Origin of the sequence: Methylobacterium radiodurans (genome assembly GCF_003173735.1) — a bacterium.
Lineage (GTDB): Bacteria > Pseudomonadota > Alphaproteobacteria > Rhizobiales > Beijerinckiaceae > Methylobacterium > Methylobacterium radiodurans.
In genome coordinates, this window is the sequence record NZ_CP029551.1 from 3153298 (window position 1) to 3171472 (window position 18175).

Genomic DNA, 18175 nt, shown 5'->3' on the forward strand with positions numbered 1-18175 from the left:
TCAGGGAAGAAGCGTGATGAACGAGAAGGTCGTCGCCGTTCAGGATGCTTGGCGCCAGGGCGCCCTCGTGGACGATGCCAAGTACCAGGAGATGTACCGCGCCTCCGTCTCGGATCCGGAGGCGTTCTGGGGCGAGCACGGCCGGCGCATCGACTGGATGACGCCGTTCTCCAAGGTCAAGAACACCAGCTTCGCGCCGGGCAACGTCTCGATCAACTGGTTCGAGGACGGCCGGACCAACGTCGCCTATAACTGCATCGACCGCCACCTCGAGACCCGCGGCGACCAGACCGCGATCATCTGGGAGGGCGACGACCCGAACGAGTCGAAGCACATCACCTACCGCGAGCTGCACGCGCAGGTCTGCCGGATGGCCAACATCCTGCGCAACCGCGGCGTCGGCAAGGGCGACCGGGTGACGATCTACCTGCCGATGATCCCGGAGGCCGCCTACGCGATGCTGGCCTGCGCCCGGCTCGGCGCGATCCACTCCATCGTCTTCGGCGGCTTCTCGCCCGACTCGCTCGCCGCCCGCATCCAGGGCTGCGACGCCAAGGTGGTGATCACCGCCGACGAGGGCCTGCGCGGCGGCCGCAAGGTGCCGCTCAAGGCCAACGTCGACGCCGCCATCGGCCGCCTGCCGAAGGACGCCGTCGACCACGTCATCGTGGTGCGCCGCACCGGCGGCAGCGTGGCGATGGAGCCGGGGCGCGACGTCTACTACCACGAGGCCGCCGAGCAGGTGACCGACGCCTGCCCGGCCGAGGCCTTCGAGGCCGAGCACCCGCTCTTCATCCTCTACACCTCGGGCTCGACCGGCCAGCCCAAGGGCGTGGTGCACACAACCGGCGGCTATCTCGTCTACGCCGCGATGACCCACCAGTACGTGTTCGATTACCGCGAGGGCGAGGTCTACTGGTGCACGGCCGATGTCGGCTGGGTCACCGGGCACAGCTACATCGTCTACGGCCCGCTCGCGAACGGCGCGACCACGCTGATGTTCGAGGGCATCCCGACCTACCCCTCGAACGCCCGCTTCTGGGAGGTCATCGACAAGCACAAGGTCAACATCTTCTACACGGCGCCGACCGCCATCCGATCGCTGATGGGCGCGGGCGAGGGCCCGGTGAAGACGACCTCGCGCGCCAGCTTGCGCGTGCTCGGCTCGGTGGGCGAGCCGATCAACCCGGAGGCCTGGGACTGGTACTACCGGGTGGTCGGCGATTCCCGCTGCCCGATCGTCGATACGTGGTGGCAGACCGAGACCGGCGGCATCCTGATCACGCCCCTGCCGGGCGCCACCGCGCTGAAGCCCGGCTCGGCCACGCGTCCCTTCTTCGGCGTGCAGCCGGTGATGGTCGATGCCGAGGGCAAGCAGATCGACGGCCCCTGCGAGGGCAACCTCTGCATCGCGGATTCCTGGCCCGGGCAGATGCGCACCGTCTACGGCGACCACGAGCGCTTCGAGCAGACCTACTTCTCGACCTACCCGAACCTCTACTTCACGGGTGACGGCGCGCGCCGCGACGCGGACGGCTATTACTGGATCACCGGCCGCGTGGACGACGTGATCAACGTCTCTGGCCACCGCATGGGCACGGCCGAGGTCGAATCCTCGCTCGTCGCCCACGCCAAGGTGGCGGAGGCGGCGGTGGTCGGCTTCCCGCACAATGTGAAGGGCCAGGGCATCTACGCCTACGTCACCCTCAACGAGGGCGAGGAAGGCGACGACGCGCTGCGCAAGGAACTCGTCGCCTGGGTGCGCAAGGATATCGGCCCGATCGCCTCGCCGGACCTGATCCAGTTCGCGCCGGGCCTGCCCAAGACCCGCTCGGGCAAGATCATGCGCCGCATCCTGCGCAAGATCGCCGAGGACGATTTCTCGACGCTCGGCGACACCTCGACGCTCGCCGACCCGGCGGTCGTGGACGACCTGATCGAGAACCGCCAGAACCGGGCGGGCTGAGCGCAAGCTGCGGCCGTTCCAAGCCGCAGCTGTTCCGCAGCACCGTACCGAAGGGCGCGGGCTCAAGGCCCGCACCCGTCCCAATGCCTGGATCCGGCGATCCTGTGCCAGGGCCGTTACACTCTGAAGATGCCTGTAAATCGCGGCGTTTTACCTATTGGGCGGGATTGAGGCATGCGATAGCACTTTGCTGCACTCGCGCATTCCGAATGCGCCGCACAGCCGGGATCCGCTCAGCGGACCTGTAAGAACAATACTGGAGGATCGACGCACATGGCAGTGGCAACCGCAGTCCCGCGGGCCGAGGTGGCGAACAGGCCGATGACCGCCGGTGAGAAGAAGGTCATCATGGCCTCCTCGCTCGGCACCGTCTTCGAGTGGTACGACTTCTACCTCTACGGCTCGCTCGCCGCGATCATCGGCGCGCAGTTCTTCTCGGCCTATCCTGAGGCGACCCGCAACATCTTCGCGCTGCTCGCCTTCGCGGCGGGCTTCCTGGTGCGTCCCTTCGGCGCCCTGGTGTTCGGCCGGCTCGGCGACATGGTCGGCCGCAAGTACACCTTCCTCGTCACCATCCTGATCATGGGCATCTCGACCTTCGCGGTCGGCCTGCTGCCCTCCTACACCACGCTCAACGCCTACGGCATCGGCTGGGTCGCGCCCGTGACGCTGCTGGTGCTGCGCATGCTCCAGGGCCTCGCGCTCGGCGGCGAGTACGGCGGCGCTGCGGTCTACGTGGCCGAGCACGCGCCCCCGGGTCGGCGCGGCTTCTACACCGCCTTCATCCAGACGACCGCGACGCTCGGCCTGCTGCTCTCGCTGATCATCATCCTGTCGACCCAGGGCTACGTGAACAGCGCCTATCCGGCCACCGTCGTGACGAACCCGGACGGCACCACGACCACGCTCACCGCCTTCCAGGTCTGGGGCTGGCGCATCCCGTTCCTCGTCTCGGTGGCGCTGCTCGCGATCTCGGTCTGGATCCGCATGCAGATGCAGGAGAGCCCGGCCTTCAAGAAGATGAAGGAGGAGGGCACCCACTCCAAGGCGCCGCTGTCCGAGGCCTTCGGCCAGTGGCGGAACGCCAAGTGGGCGCTCCTCGCTCTGCTCGGCCTCACCGCCGGTCAGGCGGTGGTCTGGTACACCGGCCAGTTCTACGCGCTGTTCTTCCTGCAGAGCATCCTGAAGGTCGACCAGTTCACCGCGAACGTGCTGATCGCCTGGTCGCTCATCCTCGGCACCGGCGGCTTCCTGTTCTTCGGCAGTCTCTCGGACCGGATCGGCCGCAAGCCGATCATCCTCGGCGGCTGCCTGATCGCGGCGCTCACCTACTTCCCGCTGTTCAACATGCTCACCGCCAACGCCAACCCGGCGCTGCACGCGGCGCAGGCGAACGTGCCGGTGGTGGTGAAGACGAACACGGACGAGTGCTCGTTCCAGTTCAATCCGGTCGGCACGGCCAAGTTCACCAAGGAGTGCGACATCGCCAAGGCGCTGCTCGCCCGCTCCGCGGTGAGCTACAAGACCGAGAACCAGCCGGCGGGCACGCCGACCGTGGTCAGCGTCAACGGCAAGGACTTCCCGGTCGCCGATCCGAACTTCGCCAAGGCGGTGCCGGCGGCGCTGACGGAGGCGGGCTACCCCTCGGCGGCGAACAACCCGACCGTGGTGAAGTCCTCGAACCCGCTCGACATCTTCACGGGCCAGAAGCTCGCGGTGGTCGGCATCCTGACGATCCTCGTCATCTACGTGACGATGGTCTACGGCCCGATCGCCGCCGCCCTGGTGGAGCTGTTCCCGACCCGGATCCGCTACACCTCGATGTCGCTGCCCTACCACATCGGCAACGGCTGGTTCGGCGGCCTCCTGCCCGCCACCGCCTTCGCGATGGTGGCCCAGACCGGCGACATCTACTACGGCCTCTGGTACCCGATCGTGATCGCGCTCTTCACCTTCGTGGTGGGCCTGATCTTCATCCCCGAGACCAAGGATCGGGACATCCTGGCCTGAACGAGCCTCCCGGCGCGGCGACGCGCCGGGTATCCCAGGAACGCGCGGGGCGGGCCGGAAGGCTCGCCCCGTTCGCGCTTCTCGGGCCTCACCGCGCGAGGGCGAGGCGCGGAGACTGGCGGTCCGCGTCGAGCTCCGCCTCCAGTTCGGCGGCCAGCGCGAAGAAACGGCGCCGCACCTCCGGGGCGAACGGGTTCTGGCGCTCGATCGCGGCGAAGACCTCCGGCGCGTCGTGCCGGACCATCTCGACCGCCTCCAGGATCCGCTCGAAGCTGCGGGTGGTCATCCGGCTGGGCAGGGGCTCCATCCGAACCAGCACCTTGGCGATGAGGTGGGTCAGGCCCTGCACCGAGGCCATCTCGCGGTCGTGGGCCTCGGGCGTGGTCAGGATCACCTCCAGGCCGAGCACCCGGCGCAGGAAGGCCGCCGCCCGCAATCCGCGCCGGCCCCGGACCGGGCAGACGGCGACCTTCAGCCCCGCGAGACCGTCCCGCGCGCTCTGCGGGCCGAAGAGCGGGTGCGTCGCCAGGATCGCGACGTGGGCCGGCAGCTCCGCGCGCAGGATCGCGGCGGGCACGACCTTGACCGAGCCGACATCGGCGACGAGCGCGCCCGGCCGCAGGTGCGGGGCGACGGCGCGGGCCACGTCCCGCAGGCCGGAGACCGGCGTGGCGAGGATCACGACCGGACAGGCGGCGGCGGTGGCGAGGTCGGCCGGCACGGCGTCCGGCCCGAAGGCGTCCTGGGCCACGAACGGGTCGTAGGCGAGCACGCGCAGGTGCGGGGCGAGGTGGCGGGCGATCAGGCGGCCGAAGGCGCCGAAGCCGATCAGGCCGACGGAAGGAGCAGGGGATTTGAGCGGGGACGACACGGCGAAACCTCGGATGTGAGGCGAGGCCGACGGTCTTCGGAAACGATACCAGCCGCCGGCGACGCGGGCGGCTGGGCATGACGAGCACGGCCGCTAAGGGAGCGGCGCGGTATAGAGTCCGGCGAGGCGGGTGCTGATCATGGGGCCGGCGTGTAGGCCCGGAGGGAGACGGCCGTCAAGCTCGGGCGAGCGGGCCTGCGGCGGACCACGCGATGCGAGGAGGAGGCATCCCTCTCCCCGCGAGGCGGGGAGAGGGGATACCGAGGCTCAGTGCCGGAAGTGGCGAAAGCCCGTGAACACCATGGCGAGCCCGGCCGCGTCGGCGGCCGCGATCACCTCGGCGTCGCGCATCGAGCCGCCGGGCTGGATCACCGCGGTCGCTCCGGCCTCGGCGGCAGCCATCAGCCCGTCCGCGAAGGGGAAGAAGGCGTCGGAGGCCACCACCGCGCCCTTGGCGAGGCTCTCGGGCAGCCCGAGGCGGTCGGCGCCCTCCTGCGCCTTCCAGGCGGCGATGCGCGAGGAATCGACCCGCGACATCTGCCCGGCGCCGATGCCCACGGTCGCGCCGTCGCGGGCGTAGACGATCGCGTTCGATTTGACGTGCTTGGCCACCCGGTAGGCGAAGCGCAGGTCGGCGTACTCGGCCTCGCTCGGCTGGCGCTTGGTCACAACGTTCAGGGGCATGTCGTCGACGACGGCGTTGTCGCGGCCCTGGATCAGCAGGCCGCCGGACAGCGTGCGGACGGTCTCGCCGGCCTCGCGCGGGTCGGGCAGGCCGCCGGCGAGCAGCAGGCGCAGGTTCTTCTTGGCGCCGACGATCGCGCGGGCCTCCTCGCTGGCGTCGGGCGCGATGATCACCTCGGTGAAGATCTCGACGATCTTGCGCGCGGCCTCGGCATCGAGCGGGCGGTTCAGCGCCACGATGCCGCCGAAGGCGGAGGTCGGGTCACAGCTGAGCGCGCGCTCGTAGGCCTCCAGCAGGCTCGCGCCCTCCGCCACCCCGCACGGGTTGGCGTGCTTGATGATCGCCACCGCCGCGGTGCGGGCCGGGTCGAACTCGGCCACGCACTCGTAGGCCGCGTCGGTGTCGTTGAAATTGTTGAAGGAGAGTTCCTTGCCCTGGAGCTGGCGCGCGGTCGCGACGCCGGCCCGCGGCGTGCCGGGCGTCCGGTAGAAGGCCGCAATCTGGTGCGGGTTCTCGCCGTAGCGCAGACCCTGGCCGAGGCTGCCGCCGACGGCGCGGAACGGGGCCGGCCCCTCCGCCTCGACATGCCGGCTCAGCCAGTTGGCGATCGCCGCGTCGTAGGCGGCGGTGCGGGCATAGGCCTTCTGGGCGAGGCCGCGGCGCAGGTTCGTGGAGAGCGCGCCGTTGCCGGCCTCGAGCGCGGCCAGCACCGTGGCGTAGTCCGAGACATCCGTGACCACCGCGACGTCGCCGTGGTTCTTGGCCGCCGCGCGGATCATGGCCGGACCGCCGATATCGATGTTCTCGACGCAGTCGTCGTACGACTTGCCCGCCGCGATCGTCGCCTCGAACGGGTAGAGGTTGACGACGAGCAGGTCGATCGCGCCGATGCCGTGGGCGGCGAGCGCCGCCTGGTGCTCGGGGTTGTCGCGGATGGCGAGCAGGCCCCCGTGCACCGCCGGGTGCAGGGTCTTGACCCGGCCGTCCATCATCTCGGGGAAGCCCGTGAGGTCGGCGACCTCGCGCACCGGCAGACCCGCCTCGCTGAGCGCGCGGTGCGTGCCGCCGGTCGAGACCAGCTCAATGCCGCGCGCGTGGAGCGCGCGGGCGAAATCAACGAGCCCGGTCTTGTCCGAGACGGAGAGGAGCGCGCGGGCAACCCGCACCTGATCATGCGACATGGCGGAATCTTCGGCAGAGGTCTTGTGGTCGGTGGCGATCTGGCCCGGCCGGTAGCACGGAACCGATCCGGCCGGCCAGGGAGCCCCGCGACGATCCGCCCTCGCGCTCAGCGCCGCCGGTAGACGAAGACGTCCTGATGTCCGTCGAGCTGCGTCGGCCGGTAGGAGAGGAGCTCCAGGTCCGGCGCCGCCTCGGCAACGAGCGCCTCGACGGCGGCGCGGCTGAACCAGGTCAGGCCGTAATCGGCCGTGTAGTAGGGGTAGCGGGCATAGTAGTAGCCCTCGCGCGCCATGGCGGCGAGCACGGCCGGCTTGTCGAGCCAGAACTGCTCGTAGCGCTCGGCCTGCTCGGCCGAGCCCTGGCCGTGGATGGTGAAGACCACGATCCCGCCGGGCTTCAGCGCGCGGGCCACGTCGGCAAGGTTGGCGTGCACGACGGACCGCGGCAGGTGGGTGTAGACCGAGAGCAGGTAGACGAGGTCGTAGGCGGCGGCGGGCTTCGGCTGGGCCCGCTCCATCACCGGGACCTGCGTGGCGCCGAACTCGGCCGCCGTGAAGCGGGCGCCCTCCTCGATCATGTCGCAGACGGCGATGCGCTCGCCCGGCAGGCGGCGGGAGAGCTGGCGCACGATGCGGCCGTAGCCGCAGCCGATCTCCAGCGCGCGCCCGATCGAGTCCCAGTCGCGCCCGGCCTCGTGCACCGCCGTTTCCAGGATGTCGACGAACTGCTCGGCGCCGGCCATGTAGCTCGCGACCTTGTCGGGCGCGGTCGAGGTCAGCATGAAGTCGTTGTAGTGGGCGCGCCCGATCCCCGCGACGGGCCGTGCGCCGAGGCGCGAGCCCAGCGCGAAGCGGGCCTTGCGGCCGACGCCGTAGAGGGTGGGCGAGCGCTTGATCACGTCCAGCATCGCGGGCGGGATCAGCCGGGTCGAGAGAGAGGGCACGGGGACGGCTCCGCTTGGCAGATGCCTCACGATGCCGCCGCGGACGCGCGTCCACAACGATTTACGCGCGGCAAGCCTAATGGAGCTTTGCGGGTCCGGGAGCGTCCGGATTCGGGTCGGATCTCCCGAGCGCCGCGGCTCCCCTCTCCCCGCTTGCGGGGAGAGGGGAGCGACGACCCTGTCGTCGGCGCGGCGAGGCGGCAGCCGAAGGTGAGGGGGCTTCGACGAAAGAGTCTCTTCCGGCATCGCCCCCTCACCGCCGCTGCGGCTTCGCCTCCGCTTCCCGCAGGCACGACAGGGTGCCTGCAGGCCTCTCCCCGCAAGCGGGGAGAGGGGGGTGCTGCGGCTCCCGGAGCGGTCGACCGGGAAGCGTTATCAACCCCGCCCCGGCGCCGCCGCGCGGCGGCGGAACGACCAGCGCACCTCGGTGCCCTCGCCGTCGATGCCGAGCCGCAGGTGCAGGACGATCTGGTCGGTGCGGCGCGCCCCCGAGAGGCCCGCGAAGTAGACGCTCTCCTCGATCGCGACGGCCGCGCCCTCGGCCGCGAAGTGCCAGACCTCGCCGAGCGGCGAGGCCAGTTCCAGCTCCGTGCCGACCCCGCGCACGGCGATCGCCGGGTGGAGGTGGAAGCGCACGGCGACCTCCGGCTCGCGCGGGCCGGTCCGGCTCGTCCGCCGGAACGCGTCCGTGCCGTCGAGGCGGGCGCCATCCGCGGACAGCACCCAGCGCCGCTCGTGCACGAGGCCGAAATCGGGCGCGTAGCCGTCGTGGCGGGCGGCGAGCACGAGGCCGTCGTCGGTCTCGGTGCGCTCCGAGCGCACGTCGCGGGGCCCGCGCAGCACCACCGGCCCGAGCCGGCGCGTGAGCCACGCGGCGGCCGCCCGCTCGCCCCACCAGCCGCCGGGGCCGAGGAAGCGGCAGGAGGAGGCGTCGCCCACGCAGGCCGTCGAGTGGGCGGCGGTCGAGCGGGCGACCCGGCGCAGGTCCGCCCCGCTCGCCGGCAGGCCGCAATTCACCACGAGACGCTGGGGCCCGCTCGACATCTCGAAGGAGAGGCAGCCCGCCCCGGCATTGCGCGAATCGGCGAGCGGCGGGCTCGCGCCGACATCGGCCACCACCACGACCCGGCCCGCCTCCAGCCGCTCGTACCCTGAGTTCGGCGCGTGCATCAGCGGGCGGGCGAGCGCCCCGTCGTAGACGAGGAGCGTGGCGAGCTGGTCGGCGGCGGTCGCGCCCATGCCGTTGAAGTGGCTGAGCGAGGCGTCTGCGTGGCGCAGCAGCCGCAGCAGCGGCAGCATCCGGTCGATGGCGCGGATCAGCGCCGCCGGCGGCTCGACGTTGCGGCTGAGATAGCTCTGGCGCAGCGGCAAGAGGTCGAGCAGCAACTCCATGGCGAAGTGCGGGTCGCGCGAGCGGTGGCCGCCATCGGCCATGATCTGCCGGTCGAGCTCGCGCGAGAGCACGCGCGTCGCCCGCCGGAGGATCGGCTGGATGCCCTCGCAGCACAGGCCTGCGTAGCAGAGCGCGACCGCGGCGTTCAGCCGCCAGCCCGGCGGCACGCCCCGGCGCAGGTCCCGCTCCAGCTGCTGCGCGTTGCGGGCGATGGCCTTCAGGAAGGCCTGGTAGAAGCCGTGGTCGGCGCCCTCCAGCACCAGCGGCGACTGGCACAGGAAGGAGATCAGGCGCCGCGCGGCGACGGGCGTGCGGCGGGCGAGCGCGGGATCGCCCCGGCCCGTCATGAAATCGGCCACGAAGGCGCGGGCGTTGGCGCGCGCCAGCGCCGTGTCGGCGGCGCGCAGGTGGCGCAGCCAGCCGAAGCCGTAGAGCACCTCGGCCCATTCGGGGGAGGGGGGCGCGTAGTCGAAGGGCGACCCGCCGCTGGCCGCGAGCGAGCGGCCCGCGAAGAAGAAGAGGCCGGCGTAGATGTCGTCCGCGAAGGTGGCGTCGGCCGTGCGCAGGTCGTGGGGCGCGATGACGAGGCCCGCGACCCGCACCCGCGCCAAGATATCCGGCGGCGCCGTGAGCCGGGCCGCGGCCGCGCGGACGACGCCCGCGACCTCGCGGCCGAGCAGCCGGTAGAATCGCCAGCGATCGGACCCCCCAGCCAAACCCCAGGCCAACCCCCAAGCCACGCGCTCTCCTCGGGCCCTGGGCGACGGCCCGGCCGGTCAATCGGTCAAGCTAGAGCGGGCCTCTTAACCATCGGTTTACGCTCTGTCATGGTCGGCATGGCCCATGGGATCCGCGGGTCCGTCCGCCGTTCCGCAACCCGCCGGGGCCTGGCGGGGGCGCTAGGCCACCGCCGCCGGATCGGCCGGGTCGCGTTCCCTGAGCCGGGCGAGGGCCTCGCCGGCCCGGCGCGCCAAATGCTCGACGCGGCCGACTGTCTCCGCGTCGAGGGCGACGAAGGCGCACCAGTAGGTGCCGAGGGCGGCCACCGCCTCCGGCGCGCCGACCGGCGCCATGACGAGGCTTCGGATCGAGGTCCTGCGGTAGGGCGCGGCCGGGACCCGAGGATCCAGAGCCACGTCCGGGACGACGGCGGTCGCGCCGTTCAACATCGCCCAGCCGGACACGCAGTCCGCGAGCGGGAAGCGCTGGTTCTTCCAGAGCGGCTCGATCGCGTTCTCGGCGACGTAGCGGCAGAACGCGCCCTCCCGCAGGGCGACGGCGACGCCGTCGCACCCCACCGCCTGCCGGGTCCACCGGCAGAGGGCCGACACCACGTCGTCGCGGGATCGGGCGGCCGCGAGATGTTCGCACACGTGCTCCAGGCGTGGATCGGTCCGGACGTACGCATCGAACATGCGAGCACGTTAAGGCCGGGGCGGCCCACCGTCCAGGCGAGGGCAGGGATGCGGCGGGTATGCTAGCCGGGCCCGAGCGCCGCCGCGAAGGCCTTCAGGTTCGCCCGCATCATCGCGAGGTAGGTCGGAGCCGGTCCGTCCGGGCCGGAGAGCGAGTCCGAGTAGACCTTGCCGCCGATGCGCGCGCCGCTCTCGCGGGCGATCTGCTGCATCAGGCGCGGGTCGGCGATCGTCTCAAGGAAGACGGCCGGCACCTTGTCGCGGCGGATCTGGCGGATGATCCGGGCGACGCCCTTCGGGCTGGCCTCGGAGGCCGTCGACACCCCCTGGGGAGCGATGAAGGCGAGCCCGTAGGCGGCGCTGAAATAGCCGAAGGAATCGTGCGTGGTGATGACGCGCCGGTGCTCGGGCGGGATCGCCGCCACGGTGGACCGGATCTCGGCTTCCAGGCGGTCGAGCTCGGCGAGGTAGGCGGTCGTGTTGCGGGCGTAGTCGTCGGCGTGCGCCGGATCCGCCGCCGCGAGGCCGTCGCGGATGTTGGCGACGTAGGTGCGCACGTTCGCCACGCTCTGCCACGCGTGCGGATCGACCTCCGTGTCCGAGGCCGGCCGGCCGCGCCCGGGCGGGTGGTCATGGTCGCCCCCCGGGTCGCTCCCGTGATCGTGGCCGTGGCCGGGATCGGCCGCAACGGTCCGCACCCCCGTCGAGGCGACGACGACCGGCGCCTTCGTGCCGGAGGCCTGGACCAGCCGGTCGATCCAGCCCTCGAAGCCGAGGCCGTTCGTCACGATGATGCGGGCCTGCGCGAGCGTGCGGGAATCGGCCGGCGCCGGGTTGTAGCTGTGGGCATCGGCGTTCGGCCCGACGAGGCTCGCCACGCTCACGTGGGCGCCGCCGACCTGCCGCACGAGGTCGGCCAGGATCGAGAAGGTCGCCACCGCCCGCAGCGGCTCGGCCGCGGCCGGGAGCGCCAGCCAGAGGAACGCCAGCCCGAGCGCGGCGGCCCGGACCATGCCGCGCCCGACCCTTGTGCGGCCCCGCCCGATCTCTCCCAACCGCACCGCCCGCTCCCTCGCTGCCACACGGCGCCAGTAATGTAACAGTGTTGCATACACAAGCCGGATACAGGCCGGGCGCAGAGCGCGCCCCGCATGAACGCGAAGATGAACGCGATGTCATGTCCCGGACAGGGGGCCGCCAGGAGGGCTCGGCTATCCAGGCTTGGCCGTTCCGGCACGCGGCGCCTCCTCCGGAGCACGCGGCGCGCCCTCCCGGCGCGAACGATGGAGAGATGCATGACCCGAGCTGTGATGAAGGGTGCCATCCTCGCGGGCGTCGCTGCCCTCGGGCTGGCGGGCGTGGCGGCGGCGCGCGAGGCGCGGCCCGAGCCGTTCGGCGGGCGCTGGAGCGCCTTCTCGAAGGAGGATCGCGCGGCCTTCGCGGACGCGCGCATCGCGGCGCTGCACGCGGGGCTGCGCCTGACGCCCGACCAGGAGAAGCTGTGGCCGCCGGTCGAGGCGGCGATGCGCGACCTCTCGCGGCTGCGGCAGGGCCAGCGCGAGGCCTGGGCCGAGCGCGGCCGGATGATCGACGACGCGCCGGGCGCGCTGCGCGCCATGGCGGACGCGGCGAGCGCCCGGGCGGACGCCCTGCGCAAGCTCGCCGACGCCTCGGGCCCGCTCTACGCCACCCTCGACCAGGACCAGAAGCGCCGCGCCCTGGTGCTCGCCCGGCCGATGCGCCCGCATCACGGCCACGGCTGGCAGCGGGAGCGGGGCCCGCGCGGCGAGCGGGACTGAGCCGCTCACCCCTCCCTTGATCCCGAGGGCCGGCGGCGGCAAACCCCGCCGACCCCCGCGGATCCCGGATTCCTGCCATGGCGCGCCTGAAGGGCGACACGATCCCGCTCCTCGCCCGCCTCTGGCGCGTGTGGCTCTCCCCCCACCGCGGTACGCTCGCGGTGGTGCTGGTGCTGATCGCCGTCGTGGGCGCCGCCACCGGCCTTTACCCGGCGCTGATCAAGGCCGCCTTCGACGCCTTCGACCACAAGGACCCCTCCGCCCTGACCTACGGGCCCGCGGTGGTGATCGCCGTGACGGCCGTGCGCGGCTTCGCGCTCCTCGGCCAGACCGTGCTGACGAACCGCGTCGTCACCCGGGTCGAGGCCGACATGCAGGCCGCGCTCTACGGCCACCTGATCGAGGCCGACCTCGCCCAGCTCGGGCGCGAGAGCCCGGCCGCCTTCACGCAGCGCTTCACCACCGACTTCGCCTTCATCAAGGAGGCCCTGACCCGGATCTCCACGGTGCTGCTGCGCGACGTGGCGATGCTGATCGGGCTGGTCGCGGCCCTCATCTGGATGGACCCGGTCCTGACCCTTGTGGCCGCCGTCACGGTGCCGTTCGTGGCGGGACCGATCGGGCGGATCGGCAAGAAGCTCCGGCGGGTCTCGACCACCACGCAGGAGCAGATGGGCGCGACCGCGAGCCTGATCTCGGAGAGCCTGGCCGGCGTGCGCGTCGCCAAGACCTACGGCATGGAGGGCTACCTCAAGGCCCGAGCCCGCGCCTCGCTCGACGAGGTGCGCCGCCTCAAGATGAAGGCCGCCAATGCCCGCGGGCGCCTCGACCCGCTCCTGGAGATCGGCGGCGGGCTGGCGGTGGCGGGCGTTCTGGCGCTCGTCGGGCAGCGGGTGATGTCGGGCGAGCGCACGGTCGGCGACTTCACCGGCTACGTGGCCGCTCTGCTGCTCGCGGCCCAGCCCGCCCGCGCACTCGGCACCCTCAACGCGATCCTGCAGGAGGCGGCGGCGGCGCTTCGGCGCTACTTCGACTTGCTCGACGAGGCCCCGACCATCCGCGAGGCGCCGGGCGCCCCGGCGCTCGCGATGGGGGTGGGCGCGATCCGCTTCGAGGGGGTGCACTTCCGCTACCGCCCCGACGCGCCGGCGCTGGAGGGGATCGACCTCGACGTGGCGCCGGGCTCGACCACGGCGCTCGTCGGGCGCTCGGGCTCGGGCAAGTCCTCGCTCCTGAACCTCGTGCCGCGCCTCTACGACGTCACGGCGGGCCGCGTGCTCATCGACGGGCAGGACGTGCGGGCGGTGACGCTGGCGTCGCTGCGCGCGGCGGTCGCCGTGGTCTCGCAGGAGGTGACGCTGTTCGACGACACGGTGGCGGCCAATATCGGCTTCGGCCGGCCCGGTGCCTCTCAAGCTGAGATCGAGGCGGCGGCCCGCGCGGCGGCCGCTCACGACTTCGTCGCCAAGCTGCCCGAGGGCTACGATTTCCGCGTCGGCCCCGCAGGGCAGCGTCTCTCGGGGGGCGAGCGCCAGCGCATCGCGCTCGCCCGCGCCTTCCTGAAGGACGCGCCGATCCTGCTCCTCGACGAGGCGACCTCCGCGCTCGATGCCGAGAGCGAGCGGCTGGTGCAGGCAGCCCTGACGCGGCTGATGCAGGGCCGCACCACGCTCGTCATCGCCCACCGGCTCTCGACCATCCGCCAGGCCGATCGGATCGTCGTGATGGAGGCCGGCCGCATCGCCGAGAGCGGCCGCCACGACGACCTGCTGGCGGCCGAGGGCACCTACGCGCGCCTTCACCGGATGCAGCGCGACGAGCCGGAGGCGCTGGCCGGCGCCTGAGCGGCGGGAACCTGCGGCTGTCCAGGGACATCCCGCTCAGGGGTCGGCGGAGGCGCAGGATCATGGTGGCGGAGAGCTTCGGGCGGACCCGGCACGGAGAGCCCGTCACCCGGTACACGCTGGCGCGCGGCCCCCTGCGGATGCAGGTGATCGATTACGGCGCGGTCGTCACCCGGCTGGAGGTGCCGGACCGGGCCGGGCGCCTCGCCAACGTGGTGCTCGGGCTCGACGGGCTCGACGGCTACGAGACCGTGAGCCCGCATCTGGGAGCGGTGGCGGGCCGCTTCGCCAACCGGATCGCGGGAGGCCGCTTCGACCTCGACGGGCGCACCTACCGGCTACCCGTCAACGAGCCGCCCAACACCCTGCACGGCGGCCCCGCGGGCTTCGCCCACCGGATCTGGCACGCGACCGCGGCCGAGGCCGATCGGCTCGTCCTGGCGCGCCGCTCAGCGGACGGCGAGATGGGCTTTCCCGGCAACCTCGACGTGGAGGTGACCTACAGCCTGCCCGAGGACGGGCTGGTGCGCATCGACTACCGGGCCTGGACCGACCGCCCGACCGTGCTGAACCTGACGAACCACAGCTACTTCAATCTCGGCGGAGAAGGCACGGGCGACGTGCTCGGCCACGCGGTCTCGACCGCGGCCGACGCCTTCCTGCCGATCGACCCGACCGGCATCCCGACGGGGGAGATCCGCGGGGTCGCCGGCACGCCGCTCGATTTCCGCGAAGCCACCGCCCTCGGCGACCGGATCCGCGCGGGCGATCCGCAGATCGTGCGGGCCAAGGGCTACGACCACTGCTTCGTGCTGCGGGGCGAGTCCGGCACCCTGCGGCCGGCCGCGACCTGCGAGGATCCGCTGAGCGGGCGCCGGCTGGAGGTGGCGACGACGCAGCCGGGGCTGCAGCTCTACACCGGCAACACCCTCGACGGCACGCTGGTGGGGCCCGCGGGGCGGACCTACCGCTCCGGCGACGGGGTCTGCTTCGAGACGCAAGGGTTCCCGGACGCGCCGAACCGGCCGGACTTCCCCTCCTGCATCCTGCGGCCGGGGCAGACCTTCGCGGCCGCCACGACCTGGCTTTTCTCGGCCGCGTAGGCGCGCCCTACTCGGCAGGCGGCCGCGCCGCCTCGCGGAAGGGGTGGGCCGGGTAGGTGCCGACGATCTTCAGTTCGCGCGAGAAGTAGTCCAGCTCGTCCAGCGCCCGGGCCAGCGCCGGATCGTCCGGATGGCCGTCGACCTCGGCGTAGAACTGGGTCGCGGTGAACTGGCCCTCGACCATGTAGCTCTCGAGCTTCGACATGTTGACGCCGTTGGTCGCGAAGCCGCCGAGTGCCTTGTAGAGGGCGGCCGGGATGTTGCGCACCCGGAAGATGAAGCTCGTGACGAAGGGCCCGCCCGCGTTCTCCACGACTTCGGACTCGGGGGCGAAGACCACGAAGCGGGTGGTGTTGTGGGCCTCGTCCTCGACGTCGCGGGCCAGGATGTCGAGCCCGTAGACGCCCGCCGCCATGGCGGGCGCGAGCGCGGCCATCGTGCGGTCGCCGGCCTCGGCGACCTGGCGCGCGGCGCCCGCCGTGTCGCCCGCCACCACGGGGGCGAGCCCCAGGCGCCGGATGATGCGCCGGCACTGGCCGAGGGCGTGGATGTGGCTGTGCACGCTCCGGAGTTCCTCCAGCGCCACGCCGGGCAGGGCCATGAGCTGGAAGTGGATCGGCAGGAAGTGCTCGGCCACGATGCTGAGCGGCGCGGTCGGGAGCAGGTGGTGGATGTCGGCGACGCGCCCCGCGATCGAGTTCTCGATCGGGATCATCGCGCGGGCGGCCCGCCCCTCGGTCACCGCCGCGAAGGCGTCCTCGAAGGTGGGGCAGGGCAGGTAGGTCCAGCCCGGGAAGGCCTCGGCCGCGATGATGTGCGAGTTGGCCCCGGGCTCGCCCTGGTAGGAGATGGTCTGGTTCATGGCGGGAGTCGTGGCAGCGTCAGTTGAGGCGGCGGCCGGCCATCACGGCGCGGGCGCGTTCGAGGTCGGCGGGGGTGTCGACGCCGAGCGGCAGGTCGTCGACGATCACCGCGTCGATGCGCATGCCGGCCTCCAGCGCGCGCAGCTGCTCCAGCTTCTCGCGGGTCTCCAGCTCGCCGGGCGGGAGCGCCATGAAGCGGGCGAGGACGGTGCGGCGATAGGCGTAAAGGCCGATATGGTGGAAGAGCGGGCCCGGTCCCCAGGGCGCACGGGCGCGGGTGAAGTAGAGCGCGCGCAGGCGCCGCGGGCCGACCCGGTGGCCGACGAGCTTGACCACGTTCGGGTCGTCCACCTCCTCGGGCCTCTCGATCTCGGCGCAGAGCGTGGCGATGTCGACCGTGCGGTCGGCGAGCGGGGCCACCGCCGCGCCGATCGCGGCCGGGTCGATCGTCGGCAGGTCGCCCTGCACATTGACCACGACATCGTGGTGGCCGGCCGGATCGACCTGCTCCAGCGCCTCGGCGAGCCGGTCGGAGCCGGAGGGGTGGTCGGCCCGGGTCATCACGGCGAGGCCGCCCGCTCCGCGCACGGCTTGCGCGATCGCGTCGGTGTCGGTGGCCACCACTACGGGGCCGATCCCGGCCTCCATCGCGCGACGCCAGACATGGACGATCATCGGCTCGCCCGCGATGTCGGCGAGCGGCTTGTTCGGCAGGCGCGTCGCGGCGAGCCGCGCGGGGATGAGGACCAGGGGATCGGACACGGGGAGACACCGGCGTGGTCGGGCGGCGCTGCCTTAACAGGCGGTTTCCGCGTTGTCATTTCGCGCCGTCGCCCTCGCGGGGGCGCATTCCTGAGGGGACCGGATGAGACAGATCCGCGCCGTGGGCAAGCTTGGCCGCGTTCCGGCATTGTCAAGATCGCCCCGGAGCGGCTAAGGCACCCTCGAAATCTTCCAATGTCCGGCGTCCTGCCCCGTCACGCCAGCGGAGTTGAGTGAGCATGGATTCGTTCGAGCTGAACAAGGTCGCCGGTGCGGTCTTGGGCGCCGTGTTGTTCGCAGTCGGATCCGGCTTCGTCGCAGAGCTGATCTACCACCCGAAACCGGCCGGCAAGGCGGGCTACGACCTGCCCGAGCCGCCACCCGAGAGCGGCGCGCCGGCCGAGGCCGCGAAGGTCGAGCCGATCGCCGTGCGGCTGGCCAGCGCCAACGTCGAGAAGGGCCAGGGCGGCACCAAGGCCTGCCAGGCCTGCCACAGCTTCGAGAAGGGCGGCCCCAACAAGGTCGGCCCCGACCTCTGGGAGATCGTCGAGCGCGCCAAGGGCGGCCATGGCGGCTTCGAGTACTCGGCCGGGCTGAAGGAGAAGGGCGGCACCTGGACCTACGACGACCTCGACCACTTCCTGGCGAGCCCGAAGGGCTTCATCAAGGGCACCAAGATGGCCTTCGCGGGCATTTCGTCGCCGCAGGAACGGGCGAACGTGATCGCCTACCTGCGCACGCTCTCCGACAGCCCGAAGCCGCTGCCCGCCGCCGACAAGGCCGAGGCCAAGCCGGCCGATACCAAGGCCGCCGAGGGTGGCAAGCCTGCCGAGGCGAAGCCGGCGGACAAGCCGGCCGAGACCAAGCCCAGCGCGAGCCAGCCCGCCGCCGGCAAGGCCTCCGAGGGCAAGGACAGCCCGGCCAAGCCCGCCGACACCAACACGGCCGAGCCCGTGCTGGAGAAGGCGCCCGGCAGCCCGAAGCCGAACACCGCGACGCCGAACCGCAACGAGCCCGAGCGCAAGCCCGATCCGGCCGCCGGCGGCCCGAGCCCGAGCGCCCCGATCGAGGCCGCCCCCGCGACCCCGCCGGAGCCCGCCGCCAAGGAGCCCCCGGCCAAGGCCGACCCGGCCGCCGAGGACAAGGGCAAGACCCTGCGGGAGCAGGGCTCGACCGGCGGCGAGGCCGGCAAGTAAAACCCAAGAAACTCCCCCTCTCCCGCAAAGGGGGAGGGAGAGCGCGCATCGCGCCCGCCATCCCCAGACTCGCCGCATCCTGTGGACGAGCCCTCCGCCCGCCGCATCCTCCGCCGCCCGCCCGTGTTAGCCAGGACGCGGAC

The 18175-nt window shown here is 72.2% G+C and carries 14 protein-coding genes; 6 read left to right on the forward strand and 8 right to left on the reverse strand.

Features of this window, described 5'->3' with window-relative positions; translation table 11 throughout:
* Positions 1-16 precede the first annotated feature (16 nt).
* Together acs and DK427_RS14775 are read left to right on the forward strand one after the other, a co-directional pair.
* On the forward strand, positions 17-1966 hold the full coding sequence (gene acs, locus DK427_RS14770; protein ID WP_109951924.1) for an acetate--CoA ligase: 1950 nt from the start codon (positions 17-19) through the stop codon (positions 1964-1966).
* A 273-nt stretch (positions 1967-2239) separates the two neighbouring features.
* A complete protein-coding gene (locus DK427_RS14775) occupies positions 2240-3976 on the forward strand; it encodes an MFS transporter (RefSeq protein ID WP_109951925.1) in 1737 nt (578 codons plus the stop codon).
* Positions 3977-4064: 88 nt separating this feature from the next.
* Here DK427_RS14775 and DK427_RS14780 read toward each other — a convergent pair whose 3' ends face one another.
* The 6 genes from DK427_RS14780 to DK427_RS14805 form a co-directional block, all read right to left on the reverse strand.
* The gene (locus DK427_RS14780) at positions 4065-4847 is read right to left on the reverse strand and encodes a prephenate dehydrogenase/arogenate dehydrogenase family protein (protein WP_109951926.1); all 783 of its coding nucleotides are present in this window, start codon (positions 4845-4847) and stop codon (positions 4065-4067) included.
* 267 nt (positions 4848-5114) lie between these two features.
* Positions 5115-6713 carry a bifunctional phosphoribosylaminoimidazolecarboxamide formyltransferase/IMP cyclohydrolase gene (purH, locus tag DK427_RS14785; RefSeq protein ID WP_109951927.1) on the reverse strand — a complete coding sequence of 533 codons (1599 nt, stop codon included), beginning with the start codon at positions 6711-6713 and terminating at the stop codon, positions 5115-5117.
* A 107-nt stretch (positions 6714-6820) separates the two neighbouring features.
* The gene (locus tag DK427_RS14790) at positions 6821-7657 is read right to left on the reverse strand and encodes a class I SAM-dependent methyltransferase (protein WP_109951928.1); all 837 of its coding nucleotides are present in this window, start codon (positions 7655-7657) and stop codon (positions 6821-6823) included.
* 375 nt (positions 7658-8032) lie between these two features.
* Positions 8033-9766: a heparinase II/III family protein gene (locus DK427_RS14795; RefSeq protein WP_109951929.1), complete on the reverse strand. Its 1734-nt coding sequence runs from the start codon at positions 9764-9766 to the stop codon at positions 8033-8035.
* 183 nt (positions 9767-9949) lie between these two features.
* Complete coding sequence (locus DK427_RS14800; protein WP_109951930.1) at positions 9950-10465, reverse strand: GAF domain-containing protein; 516 nt, start codon at positions 10463-10465, stop codon at positions 9950-9952.
* A 62-nt stretch (positions 10466-10527) separates the two neighbouring features.
* Complete coding sequence (locus DK427_RS14805) at positions 10528-11478, reverse strand: metal ABC transporter solute-binding protein, Zn/Mn family (RefSeq protein WP_109951931.1); 951 nt, start codon at positions 11476-11478, stop codon at positions 10528-10530.
* 282 nt (positions 11479-11760) lie between these two features.
* On the opposite strand from DK427_RS14805, the gene DK427_RS14810 reads away from it, so the two are divergent.
* From DK427_RS14810 to DK427_RS14820, 3 genes are all read left to right on the forward strand, one after another.
* Positions 11761-12264, forward strand: coding sequence for a Spy/CpxP family protein refolding chaperone (locus tag DK427_RS14810; protein ID WP_109951932.1), 504 nt, complete (start codon positions 11761-11763; stop codon positions 12262-12264).
* Positions 12265-12341: 77 nt separating this feature from the next.
* Positions 12342-14108 carry an ABC transporter ATP-binding protein gene (locus DK427_RS14815; protein ID WP_109951933.1) on the forward strand — a complete coding sequence of 589 codons (1767 nt, stop codon included), beginning with the start codon at positions 12342-12344 and terminating at the stop codon, positions 14106-14108.
* A gap of 62 nt (positions 14109-14170) precedes the next feature.
* Positions 14171-15211 carry an aldose epimerase family protein gene (locus DK427_RS14820; protein ID WP_109951934.1) on the forward strand — a complete coding sequence of 347 codons (1041 nt, stop codon included), beginning with the start codon at positions 14171-14173 and terminating at the stop codon, positions 15209-15211.
* Between the two features lie 7 nt (positions 15212-15218).
* Here the strand turns inward: DK427_RS14820 and DK427_RS14825 are convergent, their stop codons facing one another.
* Positions 15219-16073 carry a prephenate dehydratase gene (locus DK427_RS14825; protein WP_109951935.1) on the reverse strand — a complete coding sequence of 285 codons (855 nt, stop codon included), beginning with the start codon at positions 16071-16073 and terminating at the stop codon, positions 15219-15221.
* Positions 16074-16092: 19 nt separating this feature from the next.
* Complete coding sequence (locus tag DK427_RS14830; RefSeq protein WP_109951936.1) at positions 16093-16836, reverse strand: 3-deoxy-manno-octulosonate cytidylyltransferase; 744 nt, start codon at positions 16834-16836, stop codon at positions 16093-16095.
* Between the two features lie 239 nt (positions 16837-17075).
* Between DK427_RS14830 and DK427_RS14835 the strand changes: the two genes are divergently transcribed.
* Positions 17076-18032 carry a c-type cytochrome gene (locus DK427_RS14835; RefSeq protein ID WP_109951937.1) on the forward strand — a complete coding sequence of 319 codons (957 nt, stop codon included), beginning with the start codon at positions 17076-17078 and terminating at the stop codon, positions 18030-18032.
* The last annotated feature ends 143 nt before the right edge of the window (positions 18033-18175 follow it).

Excerpts from the sequence above, each read along its gene's own strand:
- DK427_RS14835 (WP_109951937.1), top strand. The coding sequence starts at position 17,076 with ATGGATTCGTTCGAGCTGAACAAGGTCGCCGGTGCGGTCTTGGGCGCC.
- DK427_RS14815 (WP_109951933.1), top strand. The coding sequence starts at position 12,342 with ATGGCGCGCCTGAAGGGCGACACGATCCCGCTCCTCGCCCGCCTCTGG.
- DK427_RS14805 (WP_109951931.1), bottom strand. The coding sequence starts at position 11,478 with ATGGTCCGGGCCGCCGCGCTCGGGCTGGCGTTCCTCTGGCTGGCGCTC.
- DK427_RS14820 (WP_109951934.1), top strand. The coding sequence starts at position 14,171 with ATGGTGGCGGAGAGCTTCGGGCGGACCCGGCACGGAGAGCCCGTCACC.
- DK427_RS14775 (WP_109951925.1), top strand. The coding sequence starts at position 2,240 with ATGGCAGTGGCAACCGCAGTCCCGCGGGCCGAGGTGGCGAACAGGCCG.
- DK427_RS14810 (WP_109951932.1), top strand. The coding sequence starts at position 11,761 with ATGACCCGAGCTGTGATGAAGGGTGCCATCCTCGCGGGCGTCGCTGCC.
- DK427_RS14800 (WP_109951930.1), bottom strand. The coding sequence starts at position 10,465 with ATGTTCGATGCGTACGTCCGGACCGATCCACGCCTGGAGCACGTGTGC.
- DK427_RS14825 (WP_109951935.1), bottom strand. The coding sequence starts at position 16,073 with ATGAACCAGACCATCTCCTACCAGGGCGAGCCCGGGGCCAACTCGCAC.
- acs (WP_109951924.1), top strand. The coding sequence starts at position 17 with ATGAACGAGAAGGTCGTCGCCGTTCAGGATGCTTGGCGCCAGGGCGCC.
- purH (WP_109951927.1), bottom strand. The coding sequence starts at position 6,713 with ATGTCGCATGATCAGGTGCGGGTTGCCCGCGCGCTCCTCTCCGTCTCG.